At 65.5% G+C, this 14,119-nt stretch carries 23 protein-coding genes; all 23 read right to left on the bottom strand.

The genetic code is table 11. The features are described from left to right. Positions 1–2: 2 nt before the first annotated feature. Positions 3–605, bottom strand: coding sequence for a 30S ribosomal protein S5 (rpsE, locus tag DFP74_RS15865; RefSeq protein ID WP_121182392.1), 603 nt, complete (start codon positions 603–605; stop codon positions 3–5). Between the two features lie 49 nt (positions 606–654). Further along, on the bottom strand, positions 655–1,035 hold the full coding sequence (gene rplR / locus DFP74_RS15860; RefSeq protein WP_121182391.1) for a 50S ribosomal protein L18: 381 nt from the start codon (positions 1,033–1,035) through the stop codon (positions 655–657). A 2-nt stretch (positions 1,036–1,037) separates the two neighbouring features. Then, positions 1,038–1,574 carry a 50S ribosomal protein L6 gene (rplF, locus tag DFP74_RS15855; RefSeq protein ID WP_121182390.1) on the bottom strand — a complete coding sequence of 179 codons (537 nt, stop codon included), beginning with the start codon at positions 1,572–1,574 and terminating at the stop codon, positions 1,038–1,040. Positions 1,575–1,591: 17 nt separating this feature from the next. Next, on the bottom strand, positions 1,592–1,990 hold the full coding sequence (rpsH, locus tag DFP74_RS15850; RefSeq protein WP_053616308.1) for a 30S ribosomal protein S8: 399 nt from the start codon (positions 1,988–1,990) through the stop codon (positions 1,592–1,594). A gap of 283 nt (positions 1,991–2,273) precedes the next feature. After that, positions 2,274–2,459 (bottom strand): type Z 30S ribosomal protein S14, encoded by a 186-nt coding sequence (locus DFP74_RS15845; RefSeq protein WP_077693173.1) that lies wholly within the window; start codon positions 2,457–2,459, stop codon positions 2,274–2,276. 13 nt (positions 2,460–2,472) lie between these two features. Further along, a complete protein-coding gene (rplE, locus tag DFP74_RS15840) occupies positions 2,473–3,048 on the bottom strand; it encodes a 50S ribosomal protein L5 (protein WP_121182389.1) in 576 nt (191 codons plus the stop codon). After that, a complete protein-coding gene (rplX, locus tag DFP74_RS15835; protein WP_121182388.1) occupies positions 3,048–3,353 on the bottom strand; it encodes a 50S ribosomal protein L24 in 306 nt (101 codons plus the stop codon). The genes rplE and rplX overlap by 1 nt, the downstream gene beginning before the upstream one ends. A 3-nt stretch (positions 3,354–3,356) precedes the next feature. Then, complete coding sequence (gene rplN, locus DFP74_RS15830; RefSeq protein ID WP_053616305.1) at positions 3,357–3,725, bottom strand: 50S ribosomal protein L14; 369 nt, start codon at positions 3,723–3,725, stop codon at positions 3,357–3,359. 106 nt (positions 3,726–3,831) lie between these two features. After that, positions 3,832–4,104 carry a 30S ribosomal protein S17 gene (gene rpsQ, locus DFP74_RS15825; protein WP_053616304.1) on the bottom strand — a complete coding sequence of 91 codons (273 nt, stop codon included), beginning with the start codon at positions 4,102–4,104 and terminating at the stop codon, positions 3,832–3,834. Next, complete coding sequence (gene rpmC / locus DFP74_RS15820) at positions 4,101–4,355, bottom strand: 50S ribosomal protein L29 (RefSeq protein WP_053616303.1); 255 nt, start codon at positions 4,353–4,355, stop codon at positions 4,101–4,103. Before rpmC ends, rpsQ begins: the two co-directional genes overlap by 4 nt. Then, on the bottom strand, positions 4,355–4,768 hold the full coding sequence (gene rplP / locus DFP74_RS15815; protein ID WP_121182387.1) for a 50S ribosomal protein L16: 414 nt from the start codon (positions 4,766–4,768) through the stop codon (positions 4,355–4,357). The genes rpmC and rplP overlap by 1 nt, the downstream gene beginning before the upstream one ends. A gap of 2 nt (positions 4,769–4,770) precedes the next feature. Beyond that, positions 4,771–5,574, bottom strand: coding sequence for a 30S ribosomal protein S3 (rpsC, locus tag DFP74_RS15810; protein WP_121182386.1), 804 nt, complete (start codon positions 5,572–5,574; stop codon positions 4,771–4,773). After that, positions 5,574–5,942 (bottom strand): 50S ribosomal protein L22, encoded by a 369-nt coding sequence (gene rplV, locus DFP74_RS15805; RefSeq protein ID WP_017598542.1) that lies wholly within the window; start codon positions 5,940–5,942, stop codon positions 5,574–5,576. Before rplV ends, rpsC begins: the two co-directional genes overlap by 1 nt. Before the next feature lie 72 nt (positions 5,943–6,014). Continuing rightward, the gene (rpsS, locus tag DFP74_RS15800; RefSeq protein ID WP_053616300.1) at positions 6,015–6,293 is read right to left on the bottom strand and encodes a 30S ribosomal protein S19; all 279 of its coding nucleotides are present in this window, start codon (positions 6,291–6,293) and stop codon (positions 6,015–6,017) included. A 12-nt stretch (positions 6,294–6,305) separates the two neighbouring features. Then, complete coding sequence (gene rplB / locus DFP74_RS15795) at positions 6,306–7,145, bottom strand: 50S ribosomal protein L2 (RefSeq protein WP_053616299.1); 840 nt, start codon at positions 7,143–7,145, stop codon at positions 6,306–6,308. A 57-nt stretch (positions 7,146–7,202) separates the two neighbouring features. After that, on the bottom strand, positions 7,203–7,493 hold the full coding sequence (gene rplW, locus DFP74_RS15790; RefSeq protein ID WP_121182385.1) for a 50S ribosomal protein L23: 291 nt from the start codon (positions 7,491–7,493) through the stop codon (positions 7,203–7,205). Further along, entirely contained in the window at positions 7,490–8,161 is a 672-nt protein-coding gene (gene rplD / locus DFP74_RS15785) for a 50S ribosomal protein L4 (protein ID WP_121182384.1), read from the bottom strand. Before rplD ends, rplW begins: the two co-directional genes overlap by 4 nt. Positions 8,162–8,164: 3 nt before the next feature. After that, the gene (rplC, locus tag DFP74_RS15780) at positions 8,165–8,815 is read right to left on the bottom strand and encodes a 50S ribosomal protein L3 (RefSeq protein ID WP_053616296.1); all 651 of its coding nucleotides are present in this window, start codon (positions 8,813–8,815) and stop codon (positions 8,165–8,167) included. A gap of 12 nt (positions 8,816–8,827) precedes the next feature. Then, complete coding sequence (gene rpsJ / locus DFP74_RS15775; protein ID WP_013156110.1) at positions 8,828–9,136, bottom strand: 30S ribosomal protein S10; 309 nt, start codon at positions 9,134–9,136, stop codon at positions 8,828–8,830. Positions 9,137–9,383: 247 nt separating this feature from the next. Then, a complete protein-coding gene (gene tuf, locus DFP74_RS15770; RefSeq protein ID WP_121182383.1) occupies positions 9,384–10,577 on the bottom strand; it encodes an elongation factor Tu in 1,194 nt (397 codons plus the stop codon). Between the two features lie 78 nt (positions 10,578–10,655). Beyond that, positions 10,656–12,770, bottom strand: coding sequence for an elongation factor G (gene fusA, locus DFP74_RS15765; protein WP_121182382.1), 2,115 nt, complete (start codon positions 12,768–12,770; stop codon positions 10,656–10,658). Between the two features lie 45 nt (positions 12,771–12,815). Continuing rightward, complete coding sequence (gene rpsG, locus DFP74_RS15760; RefSeq protein ID WP_121182381.1) at positions 12,816–13,286, bottom strand: 30S ribosomal protein S7; 471 nt, start codon at positions 13,284–13,286, stop codon at positions 12,816–12,818. Positions 13,287–13,289: 3 nt separating this feature from the next. Further along, positions 13,290–13,661: a 30S ribosomal protein S12 gene (gene rpsL / locus DFP74_RS15755; RefSeq protein ID WP_014912437.1), complete on the bottom strand. Its 372-nt coding sequence runs from the start codon at positions 13,659–13,661 to the stop codon at positions 13,290–13,292. Positions 13,662–14,119 lie beyond the last annotated feature (458 nt).

The raw sequence follows: 14,119 nt of genomic DNA, 5'->3' as shown, positions 1-14,119 counted from the left end.
GGTCAGGCTCCTGCCTTCGCCTCAGCGCGAGCACGGAGCATGGCGGCCGGGGCAACGTCCTCGATCGGCAGGCCACGACGGGCGGCGATCTCTTCGGGCTGGTTGATGCCCTTGAGCGCCGCGACCGTGGCGCGCACGATGTTCAGCGGGTTGGACGAGCCGAGCGACTTGCTCAGCACGTCGTGGATGCCGGCGCACTCAAGGACGGCGCGCACGGGGCCGCCGGCGATGACACCGGTACCCGGAGCGGCCGGACGGAGCATGACGACGCCGGCAGCGTCCTCGCCCTGGACCTGGTGCACGATCGTGCCCTGGATGCGGGGGACGCGGAAGAAGTTCTTCTTCGCCTCCTCGACACCCTTGGCGATCGCGGCCGGGACCTCCTTGGCCTTGCCGTAACCGACACCGACCATCCCGTTGCCGTCACCGACGACGACGAGAGCGGTGAAGGAGAAGCGACGGCCGCCCTTGACGACCTTCGCGACCCGGTTGATGGTCACGACCTTCTCGATGTAGGAGACACCCTTGTCTGCGGCGCCGCCGCGGCGATCGTCACGGCGATCACGCCGCTCGCCACCGGCGCCGCGCCGCGGTGCTGCAGCCATCAGTGGTTCCTCTTCTCGTGGTTGATCTTGTCCAGTACGAAGGTCATCCCTAGAACTCCAGTCCGCCCTCGCGCGCCGCGTCGGCGAGCTTGGCAATACGGCCGGAGTACTGGAAGCCACCGCGGTCGAACACGACCGCGGAGACGCCGGCCTCCTTCGCGCGCTGGGCGATGATCTGGCCGACCTTGACGGACTTGTCCGACTTGGTGCCGTCAACGCCGCGCACGTCGGCCTCGACAGTGGAGGCCGCGGCCAGCGTGTGGCCCCGGGAGTCGTCGATGACCTGGACGACGATGTGCTTGGAGGAGCGGAACACGGCCAGGCGGGGACGCTCGGCGGTGCCCTGGATCCGCTTGCGAACGCGGAACTGGCGACGCGCACGGGAAGTGGCGCGCTTGGCGGTCCGCTTGCGGCTCACGGTGATACCCATGCCTACTTACCAGCCTTTCCGGCCTTGCGGCGGATGTGCTCACCCTTGTACCGCACGCCCTTGGCCTTGTACGGGTCAGGCTTGCGCAGTCCGCGGATGTTCGCGGCCACCTGGCCCACCAGCTGCTTGTCGATGCCCTCGACGTGGAGGATCGTCGGCTTCTCGACGCGGAAGCTGATGCCCTGCGGGGGCTCGATCACCACGGGGTGGCTGTAGCCCAGCGAGAACTCCAGGTTGGCGCCGCGTGCCTGGACGCGGTAACCCACACCGTGGATCTCCAGCGTCTTCGCGTAGCCCTTGGAGACACCCTCGATGAGGTTCGCGAGCAGCGCACGGGTCAGACCGTGCAGCGAGCGGTTCTCCGGCTTGTCGTCGGGACGCGCCACCGAGATGAGATCTCCGTCCTTGGAGACGGTGATCGGCTCGGCGACGGTGTGCTTCAATTCGCCTTTCGGCCCCTTGACAGTGACGTCTTGCCCGTTAATCGTGACTTCGACGCCCTTGGGGGCCGAGATCGGCAGTCGACCGATTCGCGACATGCTTCAATCTCTCCCTGTTACCAGACGTAGGCGAGAACTTCGCCGCCAACGCCACGCTTCTTGGCCTGCTTGTTCGTCATCAGGCCACCGGACGTCGAAATGATCGCCACACCGAGGCCACCCAGCACCCGCGGCAGGTTCTCCTTCTTGGCGTACACCCGAAGTCCGGGCTTGGAGACCCGGCGGATGCCCGCGATCGAACGCTCACGGGTGGGGCCGTACTTCAGTTCGAGGACGAGGCTCTTGCCCACAGGGGCCTCCTCGGTCCGCCAGCCCTGAATGAAGCCCTCCTGCTGGAGGATCTCGGCGATGTGCGCCTTGATCTTGGAAAACGGCATCGTCACGGTGTCGTGGTAAGCCGAGTTCGCGTTGCGCAGACGAGTCAGCATGTCTGCGATCGGGTCGGTCATCGTCATGGCCGATTGGCCCTTCCTCACCGCGGTTTCCGAGTGCGGGCTTTCCCAGAGCCTGCCCTCCTGCGGGTCTCCCCGGGAGGTGCACAAACGGACCTACGGCGCGGTCGTGGGCACCGCGGTCCCTCGCGGGACTACCGTGCCCTGATGGTTGGATGTTGCCGGACCGGGACCGCCTGGTGCGGTCACGATCACTGCATTGAAGCGACCAAGCAGTGGCGCTTCGGGGGGCCGACCTCGTGGAATCCTCCCAGGGGGAGGAGCACACGGTCGGCCCCGCCGGAAACTACCAGCTCGACTTGGTGATACCGGGCAGCTCGCCGCGGTGGGCCATCTCGCGGAAGCAGATACGGCACAGGCCGAACTTCCGGAAGACGGCACGCGGGCGGCCGCACCGAGAGCATCGAGTATACGCGCGGACAGCGAACTTCGGCTTCCGCTGCGCCTTCGCGATCAGGGACTTCTTCGCCATGTGTGTTTACCCCTCAGGCTTCCTTGAACGGGAAACCGAGCTGCTTGAGCAGGCTGCGGCCCTGGTCGTCGGTCGTGGCCGTGGTGACAACCGTGATGTCCATCCCACGCTGCCGGTCGACCTTGTCCGGGTCCACCTCGTGGAACATGACCTGCTCGGTCAGACCGAAGGTGTAGTTCCCGTTCCCGTCGAACTGCTTTGGCGAGAGTCCGCGGAAGTCCCGAATCCGGGGCAGGGCGAGCGAGAGCAGCCGGTCCAGGAACTCCCACATCCGGTCGCCGCGCAGCGTGACGCTGGCGCCGATCGGCTGGCCTTCGCGCAGCTTGAACTGCGCGATGGAGTTCTTGGCACGGTTGATCTTCGGCTTCTGCCCGGTGATCGCCGACAGGTCGGCGATCGCGCCCTGGATCAGCTTCGCGTCACGAGCCGCCTCGCCGACACCCATGTTGACCACGATCTTCGTCAGACCGGGGACCTGCATGATGTTGGCGATGTCGTGCTCCTCCTTGAGGGCAGCGACGATCTCGTTACGGTACTTCTCCTTCAGCCTCGGCATCGGAGGGGCCGTGATGTCGTTGGTAACCGTCATCAGATGTCCTTACCGGTGCGGCGGGAGACCCGAACCTTGGTTCCGTCTTCCTCGAAGCGGTAGCCCACCCGAGACGCCTTGCCGTCCTCCGCGAGCGCAACATTGCTCACGTGGATGGGGGCCTCCTTGGTGACGACCTCGCCCTGCTGGCCGCCCGCCGGGTTGGCCTTCCTGTGCTTCTTGACCAGGTTGACGCCCTCGACGACGACACGGTCTTCCCTCGGCAGGGCCTTGACGACCTTGCCGGTGGCACCCTTGTCCTTGCCGGCGATGACGATGACCTCGTCGCCAGATTTGATCTTCATCGCCTACAGCACCTCCGGCGCCAGCGAAATAATGCGCATGTACTTCTTGTCACGCAGCTCACGGCCCACCGGGCCGAAGATGCGGGTGCCTCGCGGGTCCCCACCGTCCTTGATGAGCACGGCAGCGTTCTCATCGAAGCGGATGTAGGAGCCGTCGGGCCGGCGGCGCTCCTTGACGGTGCGCACGACAACGGCCTTGACGACGTCGCCCTTCTTGACTGCAGCGCCAGGCTGGGCGTCCTTCACCGTGGCGACGATCGTGTCGCCGATCCCGGCGTAGCGCCGACCCGAGCCACCGAGTACACGGATGGTCAGGATCTCCCTGGCACCCGTGTTGTCGGCGACCTTGAGTCGCGACTCCTGCTGAATCACGTCTGCTCCTGATGTGATGCGTGCGGTCCACTGCCGCACGGCTAGGTGGTCTCACCCCTCGTGGCAGCGGCCGACAACGTGTGCCGGCCGCTACCACAGGCTGGGGTTACTTAGCCTTCTCCAGGATCTCCACGACGCGCCAACGCTTCGTCGCGGAAAGCGGCCGGGTCTCCATCAAACGGACCCGGTCACCGACGCCACAGGAGTTCGCCTCGTCGTGCGCCTTGTACTTGGTCGTCCGTCGGATGACCTTGCCGTACATGGCGTGCTTGATGCGGTCTTCGACCTCGACGACGACGGTCTTGTCCATCTTGTCGCTGACGACGTAGCCCTCGCGCACCTTGCGGTAGTTGCGGGTCGCGGTCTGGTTCTCACTCATTCGGCTGCTTCCTTCGTCTCCTCAGCCGACTCACCAGACAGCGGGACGATGCCCAGCTCGTGCTCCCGGAGGATCGTGTAGATCCGCGCGATCTCTCGCTTGACGGTACGCAGCCGGCTGTGGTTGTCGAGCTGGCCTGTGGCGGCCTGGAAGCGGAGGTTGAAGAGCTCGGTCTTCGCTTCCTTGAGCTTGGCGACCAGGTCCTCGACGGACTGGTCACGCAGCTCCTGGGCAGTCACGGACTTCGCCATCACTCCCCCTCCCGCTTAACAAACTTGCACTTCATCGGGAGCTTGTGCATCGCACGGCGCATGGCTTCCTTCGCCACGGCCTCGGGCACGCCCGACAGCTCGAACATCACACGGCCGGGCTTGACCGGGGCGACCCACCACTCGGGCGAGCCCTTACCGGAACCCATGCGGACCTCGGCCGGCTTCTTGGTCAGCGGGCGGTCCGGGAAGATGTTGATCCACACCTTGCCGCCACGCTTGATGTGCCGCGTCATGGCGATACGAGCGGACTCGATCTGCCGGTTGGTGACGTAGGCCGACTCCAGAGCCTGGATGCCGAACTCGCCGAAGTTGATCGACGTGCCGCCCTTGGCCTTGCCACGCAGGTCGGGGTGGTGCTGCTTGCGGTACTTGACCTTACGAGGAATAAGCACGGCTAGCTCCCCTCGGTCTTCGCGGACTCGGCCGGGGCCTTGGCCTCGGCTCCCTGCTGCTGGCCGGCGGGACCGCCGCGACGACGCCGCTGCGGACGCTCGCGGCGCTGACCGCCGCCACCGCCGCCGCCACCACCCGCGGAACGCTGGGCGGCCTGGGCCGCCTCGCGCTCGGCGCGGGTCGCGGGCGCGTCACCCTTGTAGATCCACACCTTCACGCCGATGCGACCGAACGTCGTACGGGCCTCGAAGAAGCCGTAGTCGATGTCGGCGCGCAGCGTGTGCAGCGGGACCCGGCCCTCGCGGTAGAACTCCGAGCGGGACATCTCAGCCCCGCCCAGACGGCCACCACACTGGATACGGATGCCCTTGGCACCGCTCTTCATCGCGGTCTGCATCGCCTTGCGCATCGCGCGGCGGAACGCCACGCGGCTGCTCAGCTGCTCGGCGACGCCCTGGGCGACGAGCTGTGCGTCGATCTCGGGGTTCTTCACCTCGAAGACGTTCAGCTGGACCTGCTTGCCGGTCAGCTTCTCGAGATCCGTCCGGATGCGGTCGGCCTCCACGCCGCGGCGGCCGATGACGATGCCCGGCCGGGCGGTGTAGACGTCCACGCGAACACGGTCACGGGTGCGCTCGATCTCGACCTTGGAGATGCCCGCGCGCTCCATGCCACGGGTCAGCATCCGACGGATCGCCACGTCTTCCTTGACATAGTCCTTGTAGGACTTGTCCGCGTACCACCGACTCTTGAAGTCCGTGGTGATGCCGAGGCGGAACCCGTGCGGGTTTACCTTCTGCCCCACTATCGGGTCCTTTCCTTCGTCTTGGACGAGGCGCCCGAGTTCTCAGCGACCACCACGGTGATGTGGCTGGTGCGCTTGGTCACCCGGAAAGCGCGGCCGAAGCCTCGCGGACGAATGCGCTTGAGGGTCGGACCTTCGTCCACCCACGCGCGCTCGACCACCAGCGTCTCGCGGTCCAGCTTGTCGTTGTGCTCAGCGTTGGCGATAGCACTGGCCAGTACCTTGCCAACAGGCTCGCTCGCCGACTGGGGCGCGAACCGGAGCACCGCCTGTGCCTCGTCAGCGGGCAACCCGCGAATAAGGTCCACCACCCGGCGGGCCTTCCGGGGCGTAACACGGACGAACCGTGCCTGTGCCCTCGTTCCCATCGCTTTTCCCTCGCTCACGGAAATTCATCTCCACTCACCGTGGAGAAATGGTTCTGTCTCCTGCTGCAACCGCTAACGGCGGCTACGGCGGTCTTCCTTGACGTGGCTACGGAAAGTACGCGTGGGAGCGAACTCGCCGAGCTTGTGACCGACCATCGACTCGGACACGAACACGGGGACGTGCTTGCGGCCATCGTGGACGGCGATCGTGTGACCGATCATCTCCGGGACGATCATGGACCGCCGGGACCACGTCTTGATGACGTTCTTGGTCCCCTTCTCGTTCTGGACTTCCACCTTCTTGATGAGGTGGTCGTCGACGAAGGGACCCTTCTTAAGGCTACGTGGCATCAGACGTGCTCCTTACCGCTTCTTCTTGCCGCTACGCCGACGCCGCACGATCAGCTTGTCGCTGGCCTTGCCCTTGGTCCGGGTCCGGCCTTCCTTCTTGCCCCAGGGGCTGACCGGGTGTCGACCACCGGAGGTCTTGCCCTCGCCACCACCGTGCGGGTGGTCGACGGGGTTCATGACCACACCGCGGACGGTCGGGCGCTTGCCCTTCCACCGCGAGCGGCCGGCCTTGCCCCAGTTGATGTTGGACTGCTCGGCGTTGCCGACCTGCCCAACGGTCGCGCGGCAGGTGATCTCCACCATGCGCATCTCGCCGGAGGGCATACGCAGCGTGGCGTAACGGCCCTCCTTGGCGAGCAGCTGGATCTGGGACCCGGCGGAACGGCCCAGCTTGGCGCCGCCGCCCGGCTTCAGCTCGACCGCGTGCACGAACGTACCCGTGGGGATGTTGCGCAGCGGGAGGCAGTTGCCCGGCTTGATGTCGGACTGCGGGCCGTTCTCGACCCGGTCCCCCTGCTTGAGGCCGGCGGGCGCCAGAATGTAGCGCTTCTCACCGTCCACGTAGTGCAGCAGGGCGATGCGAGCGGTGCGGTTGGGGTCGTACTCGATGTGAGCGACCTTGGCCGGCACGCCGTCCTTGTCGTGACGACGGAAGTCGATCACGCGGTAGGCACGCTTGTGTCCGCCACCCTGGTGGCGGGCGGTGATCCGGCCGTGGCCGTTACGCCCACCCTTGGAGTGGAGCGGACGCACCAGGGACTTCTCCGGCTCGGAGCGCGTGATCTCGACGAAGTCGCTCACGCTCGAACCGCGACGACCCGGTGTCGTCGGCTTGTACTTACGAATGCCCATCTTCTTCGCGCATTCCTTTACGTATTGCTTGGTGTGTAGCGGTCAGACCAAAGAAGGTCAGACACCGAAGATGTCGATCCGGTCGCCTTCGGCGACACTCACGATCGCGCGCTTGGTGTCGGGACGCTTCCCGTAACCGAAGCGGGTCCGCTTGCGCTTCCCCTTGCGGTTGATCGTGTTCACCGAGGTGACCTTCACTTCGAAGATCTTCTCGATCGCGATCTTGATCTGCGTCTTGTTGGCGTCGGGGCGGACGATGAACGTGTACTTGTTCGCGTCCATGAGCCCGTAGCTCTTCTCGGAGATCACCGGCTCGACGATGATGTCGCGGTGGTCAGCGATCCTCACTGGTCGTCCTCCTCGGACTCAGCGGCCTTGGAGGTGCCGGCCGCGTGGGCCAGGAACTCGGCGTAGCCCGCCTCGGTGAAGACCACGTCGTCCGAGTACAGGACGTCGTAGGTGTTCACCTGGTTCGCGTCGAGGATGTGCACCTCGCCGAGGTTGCGCAGGGCGCGCCGGTTGTGCTCGTCCTCGCGGGCCAGGACGACCAGGACCTTGTCGGACTCGGTCACCTGACGCAGCGCCTTGAGAGCGGTCTGCGTGAGCTTGCCGACCGCGTCCTCGGCCACGAAGTGGCTGACGACGTGGATGCGGCCGTGGTTGGCCCGGTCGGTGAGGGCTCCGCGCAGGGCGGCGGCCTTCATCTTCTTCGGGGTCCGCTGGCTGTAGTCACGCGGCTGGGGACCGTGAACGGTTCCACCACCGGTGTACTGCGGGGCGCGGATCGAGCCCTGACGGGCCCGGCCGGTGCCCTTCTGGCGGTAGGGCTTCTTGCCACCGCCGCGGACTTCACCGCGGGTCTTGGTGGCGTGCGTGCCCTGGCGGCCGGCGGCCATCTGACCGTTCACGACCTGATGGATCAGCGGAATGCTGACCTTCTGGGCGAAGACGCTCTCCGGCAGCTCGACGCTGCCCTTGGCGCCGCCCTCGGGGTTCTTGACCTCGATCTGGGCCATGACTTACTTGTCCCCCTTCACAGCGGTACGGACAAGCACCAGACCGCCGTTGGGACCGGGCACAGCACCCTTGACCAGGATGAGGCCCTTCTCCGCGTCGACGGAGTGCACGGTCAGGTTCTGGATGGTCTTGCGCACGTTGCCCATGCGCCCGGCCATCCGCATGCCCTTGAAAACGCGGCCGGGTGTGGCGCAGCCGCCGATGGAACCGGGCGAGCGGTGCTTGCGCTGCGTGCCGTGCGATGCGGACAGACCACGGAAACCGTGGCGCTTCATCACACCGGCGAAGCCCTTGCCCTTGCTCTTGCCCGTGACGTCGACCTTCTCGCCGATCTCGAAGCTGTCCGCGGTGACCTCCTGGCCGAGCGTGTACTCGGTGGCGTCGGTCGTGCGAACCTCGACGTAGTGGCGGCGGGGGGTCAACTCGTTCTTGCGCAGGTAGTCGCCGAGCGGCTTGTTGACCTTGCGCGGGTTGATCTGCCCGTAACCGATCTGGACAGCGGAGTATCCGTCGGTGTCGGGAGTCCGGATGCGGCTGACGACGCACGGACCGGCCTTCAGAACCGTCACGGGCACCATCTTGCCCGCGTCGTCGAAGACCTGGGTCATGCCGAGCTTCTCGCCCAGAACTCCCTTGATCTGCTTGGTGGCCATGTCTGTGCGTCCTTAAAGCTTGATCTCGATGTCAACGCCGGCCGGGAGGTCGAGTCGCATGAGCGAGTCGACCGTCTTCGGCGTGGGGTCGATGATGTCGATCAGCCGCTTGTGGGTGCGCATCTCGAAGTGCTCGCGCGAGTCCTTGTACTTGTGCGGCGATCGGATGACGCAGTAAACGTTCTTCTCCGTCGGCAGCGGCACCGGGCCCGCGACCTGTGCGCCAGTTCGCGTCACAGTCTCAACGATCTTGCGCGCCGAGCTGTCGATGACCTCGTGGTCATAGGCCTTTAGCCGAATGCGGATCTTCTGTCCCGCCATATGGCCTGTTCGTCCTTCGCTTCAGTGTCCGTAACGGTGTCCGGTCACAGACGCCCCAGGCCCGACGGAATCCGCCGTGTGCCGTGAGCCCCTATTTCCTTGAGAAACCGCAACAGGGCTTGCCCCTGCGGTGCGTCACCGTCACAGAGCCCGATGACGTCTTGAGTGTGTGGGGGCGGGCCGTGTGGAACACGGCCCACCCACCACGCCGGGGCGGCTCCTTGAGGGGGCCACCCCGGCTTGCGTACTACTTGATGATCTTCGTGACGCGACCGGCGCCCACGGTCCGACCACCCTCGCGGATGGCGAACTTCAGGCCCTCTTCCATCGCGACCGGCTGGATCAGGTTGACGGTCATCTCGGTGTTGTCACCGGGCATGACCATCTCCGTGCCCTCCGGCAGCGTCACGACGCCGGTGACGTCGGTGGTGCGGAAGTAGAACTGCGGGCGGTAGTTGTTGAAGAACGGCGTGTGCCGGCCACCCTCGTCCTTGGACAGGATGACGACCTGGCCCTCGAACTCGGTGTGCGGGGTGGTCGTACCGGGCTTGATGACGACCTGGCCGCGCTCGACGTCCTCGCGCTTGATGCCGCGCAGGAGCAGACCGACGTTGTCGCCGGCCTGGCCCTGGTCGAGCAGCTTGCGGAACATCTCAACACCGGTGACGGTGGTGGTCTGCTTCTCTTCCTTGATACCGACGATGTCAACGGTCTCGTTGACGTTGACGATACCGCGCTCGATGCGGCCGGTCACGACGGTGCCGCGACCGGTGATCGAGAACACGTCCTCGATCGGCATGAGGAAGGGCTTCTCGGTGTCCCGCTCGGGCTCCGGAATGAAGCTGTCGACGGTGCCCATGAGCTCGAGCACCTTCGCGCCCCACTCGGCGTCGCCCTCGAGGGCCTTGAGCGCGGAGACCTTGGTGACAGGAACGTCGTCACCGGGGAACTCGTACTCGCTCAGCAGCTCGCGGACCTCGAGCTCGACGAGCTCGAAGATCTCCTCGTCGTCCACCATGTCGGCCTTGTTCAGAGCGACGACGATGGCGGGGACGCCGACCTGGCGGGCCAGGAGGACGTGCTCCTTGGTCTGCGGCATCGGACCGTCGGTGGCGGCCACGACCAGGATCGCACCGTCCATCTGCGCCGCACCCGTGATCATGTTCTTCACGTAGTCGGCGTGGCCCGGGCAGTCGACGTGGGCGTAGTGACGCGCCTCGGTCTGGTACTCGACGTGAGCGACGGAGATGGTGATACCGCGCTCGCGCTCCTCAGGAGCGTTGTCGATGTCCTCGAACGGAGTGAACGGGTTCAGCTCCGGGTACGCGTCGTGCAGCACCTTGGTGATGGCCGCGGTCAGCGTGGTCTTGCCGTGGTCAATGTGACCGATGGTGCCGATGTTGACGTGCGGCTTAGTCCGCTCGAACTTTTCCTTCGCCACTGGATGTCTCCTAGACGTACAGAGCTATCTGGTGTCCTGCCCCGCGTGGGCAGAACAGGACTGGTTACGTGTTCGCGACTACTCGCCGCGAACCTTCGCCACAATTTCTTGGGCGACAGCGGACGGAACCTCCGCGTAGGAGTCGAACACCATCGAGTAGTTGGCTCGACCCTGCGTACGGCTGCGCAGGTCACCCACGTAGCCGAACATTTCGGAGAGGGGCACCTGGGCCTTCACGATCCGGACGCCGGAACGCTCGTCCATGGACTGGATCTGTCCACGGCGGGAGTTCAGGTCACCGATCACGTCACCCATGTACTCCTCAGGGGTGGTGACCTCGACCGCCATGACCGGCTCCAGCAGAGTCGGCTTGGCGAGCTTGACGGCCTCCTTGAAGGCCATCGAACCAGCGGTCTTGAAGGCCATCTCGGAGGAGTCGACCTCGTGGTACTGGCCGTCCTGCAGCGTCACCTTGATGCCGACGAGCGGGTAGTGCGCGAGCACACCCAGCTCCGCGGCCTCCTGGGCTCCGGCGTCCACCGACGGGATGTACTCCCGCGGGATACGGCCACCGGTGACGGCGTTGACGAACTCGTATCCCGAGGCGTCGCCCTCTTCGGTCTCCAACGGCTCGAGGTCGATCTTGACCTTGGCGAACTGGCCCGACCCACCGGTCTGCTTCTTGTGGGTGTAGACGTAGCCTTCGACCTTCTTGCGAATGGTCTCTCGGTAGGCCACCTGCGGCTTACCGATGTTCGCCTCGACCTTGAACTCGTCGCGCATGCGGTTGACCAGCACCTCGAGGTGCAGCTCGCCCATGCCGGAGATCACGGTCTGACCGGTCTGCTCGTCCGAGGCCACCTGGAACGAGGGGTCCTCGTCCGCCAGGCGCTGGATCGCGATGCCCAGCTTCTCCTGGTCGCTCTTGGTCTTGGGCTCGATGGCCACCTCGATGACCGGAGCCGGGAAGGTCATGGACTCCAGAACGATCGGCTGAGCCGGGTCGCACAGAGTCTCACCGGTCGTGGTGTCCTTGAGACCCATGACCGCGACGATGTCGCCGGCGCCCGCCTCGGCGATCTCCTCACGCTTGTTCGAGTGCATGCGGTAGATCTTGCCGATGCGCTCCTTGCGGCCCTTCAGACTGTTCAGCACCTGGGTGCCGGTCTTCAGGACGCCGGAGTAGATGCGCACGTAGGTGAGCTTGCCCAGGTGGGGGTCGCTCATGATCTTGAAGATCAGTGCGGACATCGGCTCGGCGTTGCCGGGCTTGCGGATCAGCTTGGTCTGCTCGGTCTCGTCCTTGGGGTCGTGACCTTCGACGGACTCGACGTCCAGGGGCGAGGGAAGGTAAGCGGTGACCGCGTCGAGCAGGGGCTGGACGCCCTTGTTCTTGAACGCCGTGCCGCAGACGATCGGGATCGCGGTGCCGGCGATGCACGCGCGGCGGATCGCCGGGACGAGCTGCTCCAGGGTGGGCTCCTGCCCCTCCAGGTACAGCTCCATGATCTCGTCGTCGGCCTCGGCCAGCGTCTCGATGAACTGGTCGCGCGCCTCGCGGGCGGCTTCCACATGCGTCTCGGGGATCTCGACCGTGTCGTACATCTCGCCGAGCGCGGCCTCGTCGTTCCAGACGTAGGCGATCATCTTCACGAGGTCGACGACGCCCTTGAAGTCGCTCTCAGCCCCGATGGGGAGCTGGATCGGCATCGCGTTGGCGCCGAGACGCTCACGGAACATGTCGACGCAGCGCTGGAACTCCGCGCCGATCTTGTCCATCTTGTTGACGAAACAGATACGCGGCACGCCGTACCGGTCAGCCTGGCGCCAGACCTGCTCGGACTGGGGCTCGACGCCTTCCTTGGCGTCGAACACCGCGACGGCACCGTCCAGAACACGCAGCGAGCGCTCGACCTCGATCGTGAAATCGACGTGGCCGGGCGTGTCGATGATGTTGATGGTGTGGTCGTCCCAGTGGGTGGTGGTAGCAGCCGAGGTAATGGTGATACCCCGCTCCTGCTCCTCCTTCATCCAGTCCATCGTGGCGGCGCCATCGTGGACCTCGCCCACCTTGTGGGTCACACCGGTGTAGTAGAGGATCCGCTCGGTGGTCGTGGTCTTGCCCGCGTCGATGTGGGCCATGATCCCGATGTTGCGGACCTTGGCCAGGTCAAGCTCAGTCTTAGCAGCCATGAGGCTCGTCTTCCCTAGGTCTCAAGGAATCGAATCGCCGCGGGGTTACCAGCGGTAGTGGGCGAAGGCCTTGTTCGACTCGGCCATCTTGTGCGTGTCTTCACGCTTCTTGACGGCCGCGCCGAGACCGTTGCTGGCGTCGACCAGCTCGTTCATCAGACGCTCGGTCATGGTCTTCTCACGGCGCTTGCGCGAGTAGTCGACCAGCCAACGCAGAGCCAGCGTGGTGGAACGGGAGGCGCGAACCTCGACCGGCACCTGGTAGGTCGCGCCACCGACACGGCGGCTGCGGACCTCGAGCGCGGGCTTGACGTTGTCCAGGGCGCGCTTGAGAACAACGAGCGGGTCCTGTCCGGTCTTCTCGCGTGCACCCTCCAGGGCGTCGTAGATGACGCGCTGGGCGATGGAGCGCTTGCCGTCGAGCAGCACCTTGTTGATGAGTGCGGTGACGAGCGGCGAGCCGTAGACCGGGTCTGTGATGAGCTGGCGCTTCGGCGCCGGTCCCTTGCGCGGCATGTCTTACTTCTCCTTCTTGGCGCCGTAGTGGCTACGTGCCTGCTTGCGGCCTCGGACGCCCTGGGTGTCGAGCGAACCGCGGACGATCCGGTAACGGACACCCGGCAGGTCCTTCACTCGGCCACCGCGCACGAGCACGATGGAGTGCTCCTGCAGGTTGTGACCGATGCCGGGGATGTAGGCCGTGACCTCGATGCCGCTGCTGAGCTTCACACGAGCGACCTTGCGCAGAGCGGAGTTCGGCTTCTTCGGCGTAGTGGTGTAGACACGCGTGCACACACCACGACGCTGCGGACTCCCCTTCAGCGCCGGGGTCTTGTTCTTTGCGACCTTGTCCTGTCGGCCCTTGCGGACCAGCTGCTGGATGGTGGGCACCGCGTCTCCGTCTTCCTCGTGACCTACGCCGGTTCTCTTAGCCGATATCGCTATTGACCTGCTGGATTTCCCGAACCTCCCCGACCCCCGATGTCGGGCGTGTCGCGCTTGTTCCCAAGCACGACAAAGCCGATGACACCCGGCCGGAGGCCGATTTACGGGAGGGGGTTCACGCACGCGGCGCGCCCTGTGCCTGCTCGGGAAGGCCTGAAGCCACTCCCGAGGAACGAAGGGTGCCGCACACATACGTGATGACCCGTCGACTCACGGGCACAATCACACAGGCTACCGCCTGCCGACTACGCGGTCAAAACGGTGTGCGACAGGGCGGGAACCGCGAAAGCAGTCCTCGCTCAGCCGTGGGTCACCCCTAGTCTACGTGCTTCCCGACTGCTTTCGTCCGTGGTTTCCCCGGAGCGGCGACGTGACGTGGACGGTGGGAGGCCGGTATGCGGTCC

Source organism: Nocardiopsis sp. Huas11 (assembly GCF_003634495.1).
In the GTDB taxonomy this organism is placed as follows: Bacteria; Actinomycetota; Actinomycetes; order Streptosporangiales; family Streptosporangiaceae; genus Nocardiopsis.
Note: the sequence above shows the minus strand (reverse complement) of the source record. Positions and strands in the feature narration are given on the sequence as shown.

Excerpts from the sequence above, each read along its gene's own strand:
- rpsE (WP_121182392.1), bottom strand. The coding sequence starts at position 605 with ATGGCTGCAGCACCGCGGCGCGGCGCCGGTGGCGAGCGGCGTGATCGC.
- rplR (WP_121182391.1), bottom strand. The coding sequence starts at position 1,035 with ATGGGTATCACCGTGAGCCGCAAGCGGACCGCCAAGCGCGCCACTTCC.
- rplF (WP_121182390.1), bottom strand. The coding sequence starts at position 1,574 with ATGTCGCGAATCGGTCGACTGCCGATCTCGGCCCCCAAGGGCGTCGAA.
- rpsH (WP_053616308.1), bottom strand. The coding sequence starts at position 1,990 with ATGACGATGACCGACCCGATCGCAGACATGCTGACTCGTCTGCGCAAC.
- DFP74_RS15845 (WP_077693173.1), bottom strand. The coding sequence starts at position 2,459 with ATGGCGAAGAAGTCCCTGATCGCGAAGGCGCAGCGGAAGCCGAAGTTC.
- rplE (WP_121182389.1), bottom strand. The coding sequence starts at position 3,048 with ATGACGGTTACCAACGACATCACGGCCCCTCCGATGCCGAGGCTGAAG.
- rplX (WP_121182388.1), bottom strand. The coding sequence starts at position 3,353 with ATGAAGATCAAATCTGGCGACGAGGTCATCGTCATCGCCGGCAAGGAC.
- rpsQ (WP_053616304.1), bottom strand. The coding sequence starts at position 4,104 with ATGAGTGAGAACCAGACCGCGACCCGCAACTACCGCAAGGTGCGCGAG.
- rpmC (WP_053616303.1), bottom strand. The coding sequence starts at position 4,355 with ATGGCGAAGTCCGTGACTGCCCAGGAGCTGCGTGACCAGTCCGTCGAG.
- rplV (WP_017598542.1), bottom strand. The coding sequence starts at position 5,942 with ATGGGAACGAGGGCACAGGCACGGTTCGTCCGTGTTACGCCCCGGAAG.
- rpsS (WP_053616300.1), bottom strand. The coding sequence starts at position 6,293 with ATGCCACGTAGCCTTAAGAAGGGTCCCTTCGTCGACGACCACCTCATC.
- rplB (WP_053616299.1), bottom strand. The coding sequence starts at position 7,145 with ATGGGCATTCGTAAGTACAAGCCGACGACACCGGGTCGTCGCGGTTCG.
- rplD (WP_121182384.1), bottom strand. The coding sequence starts at position 8,161 with ATGGCCCAGATCGAGGTCAAGAACCCCGAGGGCGGCGCCAAGGGCAGC.
- rplC (WP_053616296.1), bottom strand. The coding sequence starts at position 8,815 with ATGGCCACCAAGCAGATCAAGGGAGTTCTGGGCGAGAAGCTCGGCATG.
- rpsJ (WP_013156110.1), bottom strand. The coding sequence starts at position 9,136 with ATGGCGGGACAGAAGATCCGCATTCGGCTAAAGGCCTATGACCACGAG.
- fusA (WP_121182382.1), bottom strand. The coding sequence starts at position 12,770 with ATGGCTGCTAAGACTGAGCTTGACCTGGCCAAGGTCCGCAACATCGGG.
- rpsG (WP_121182381.1), bottom strand. The coding sequence starts at position 13,286 with ATGCCGCGCAAGGGACCGGCGCCGAAGCGCCAGCTCATCACAGACCCG.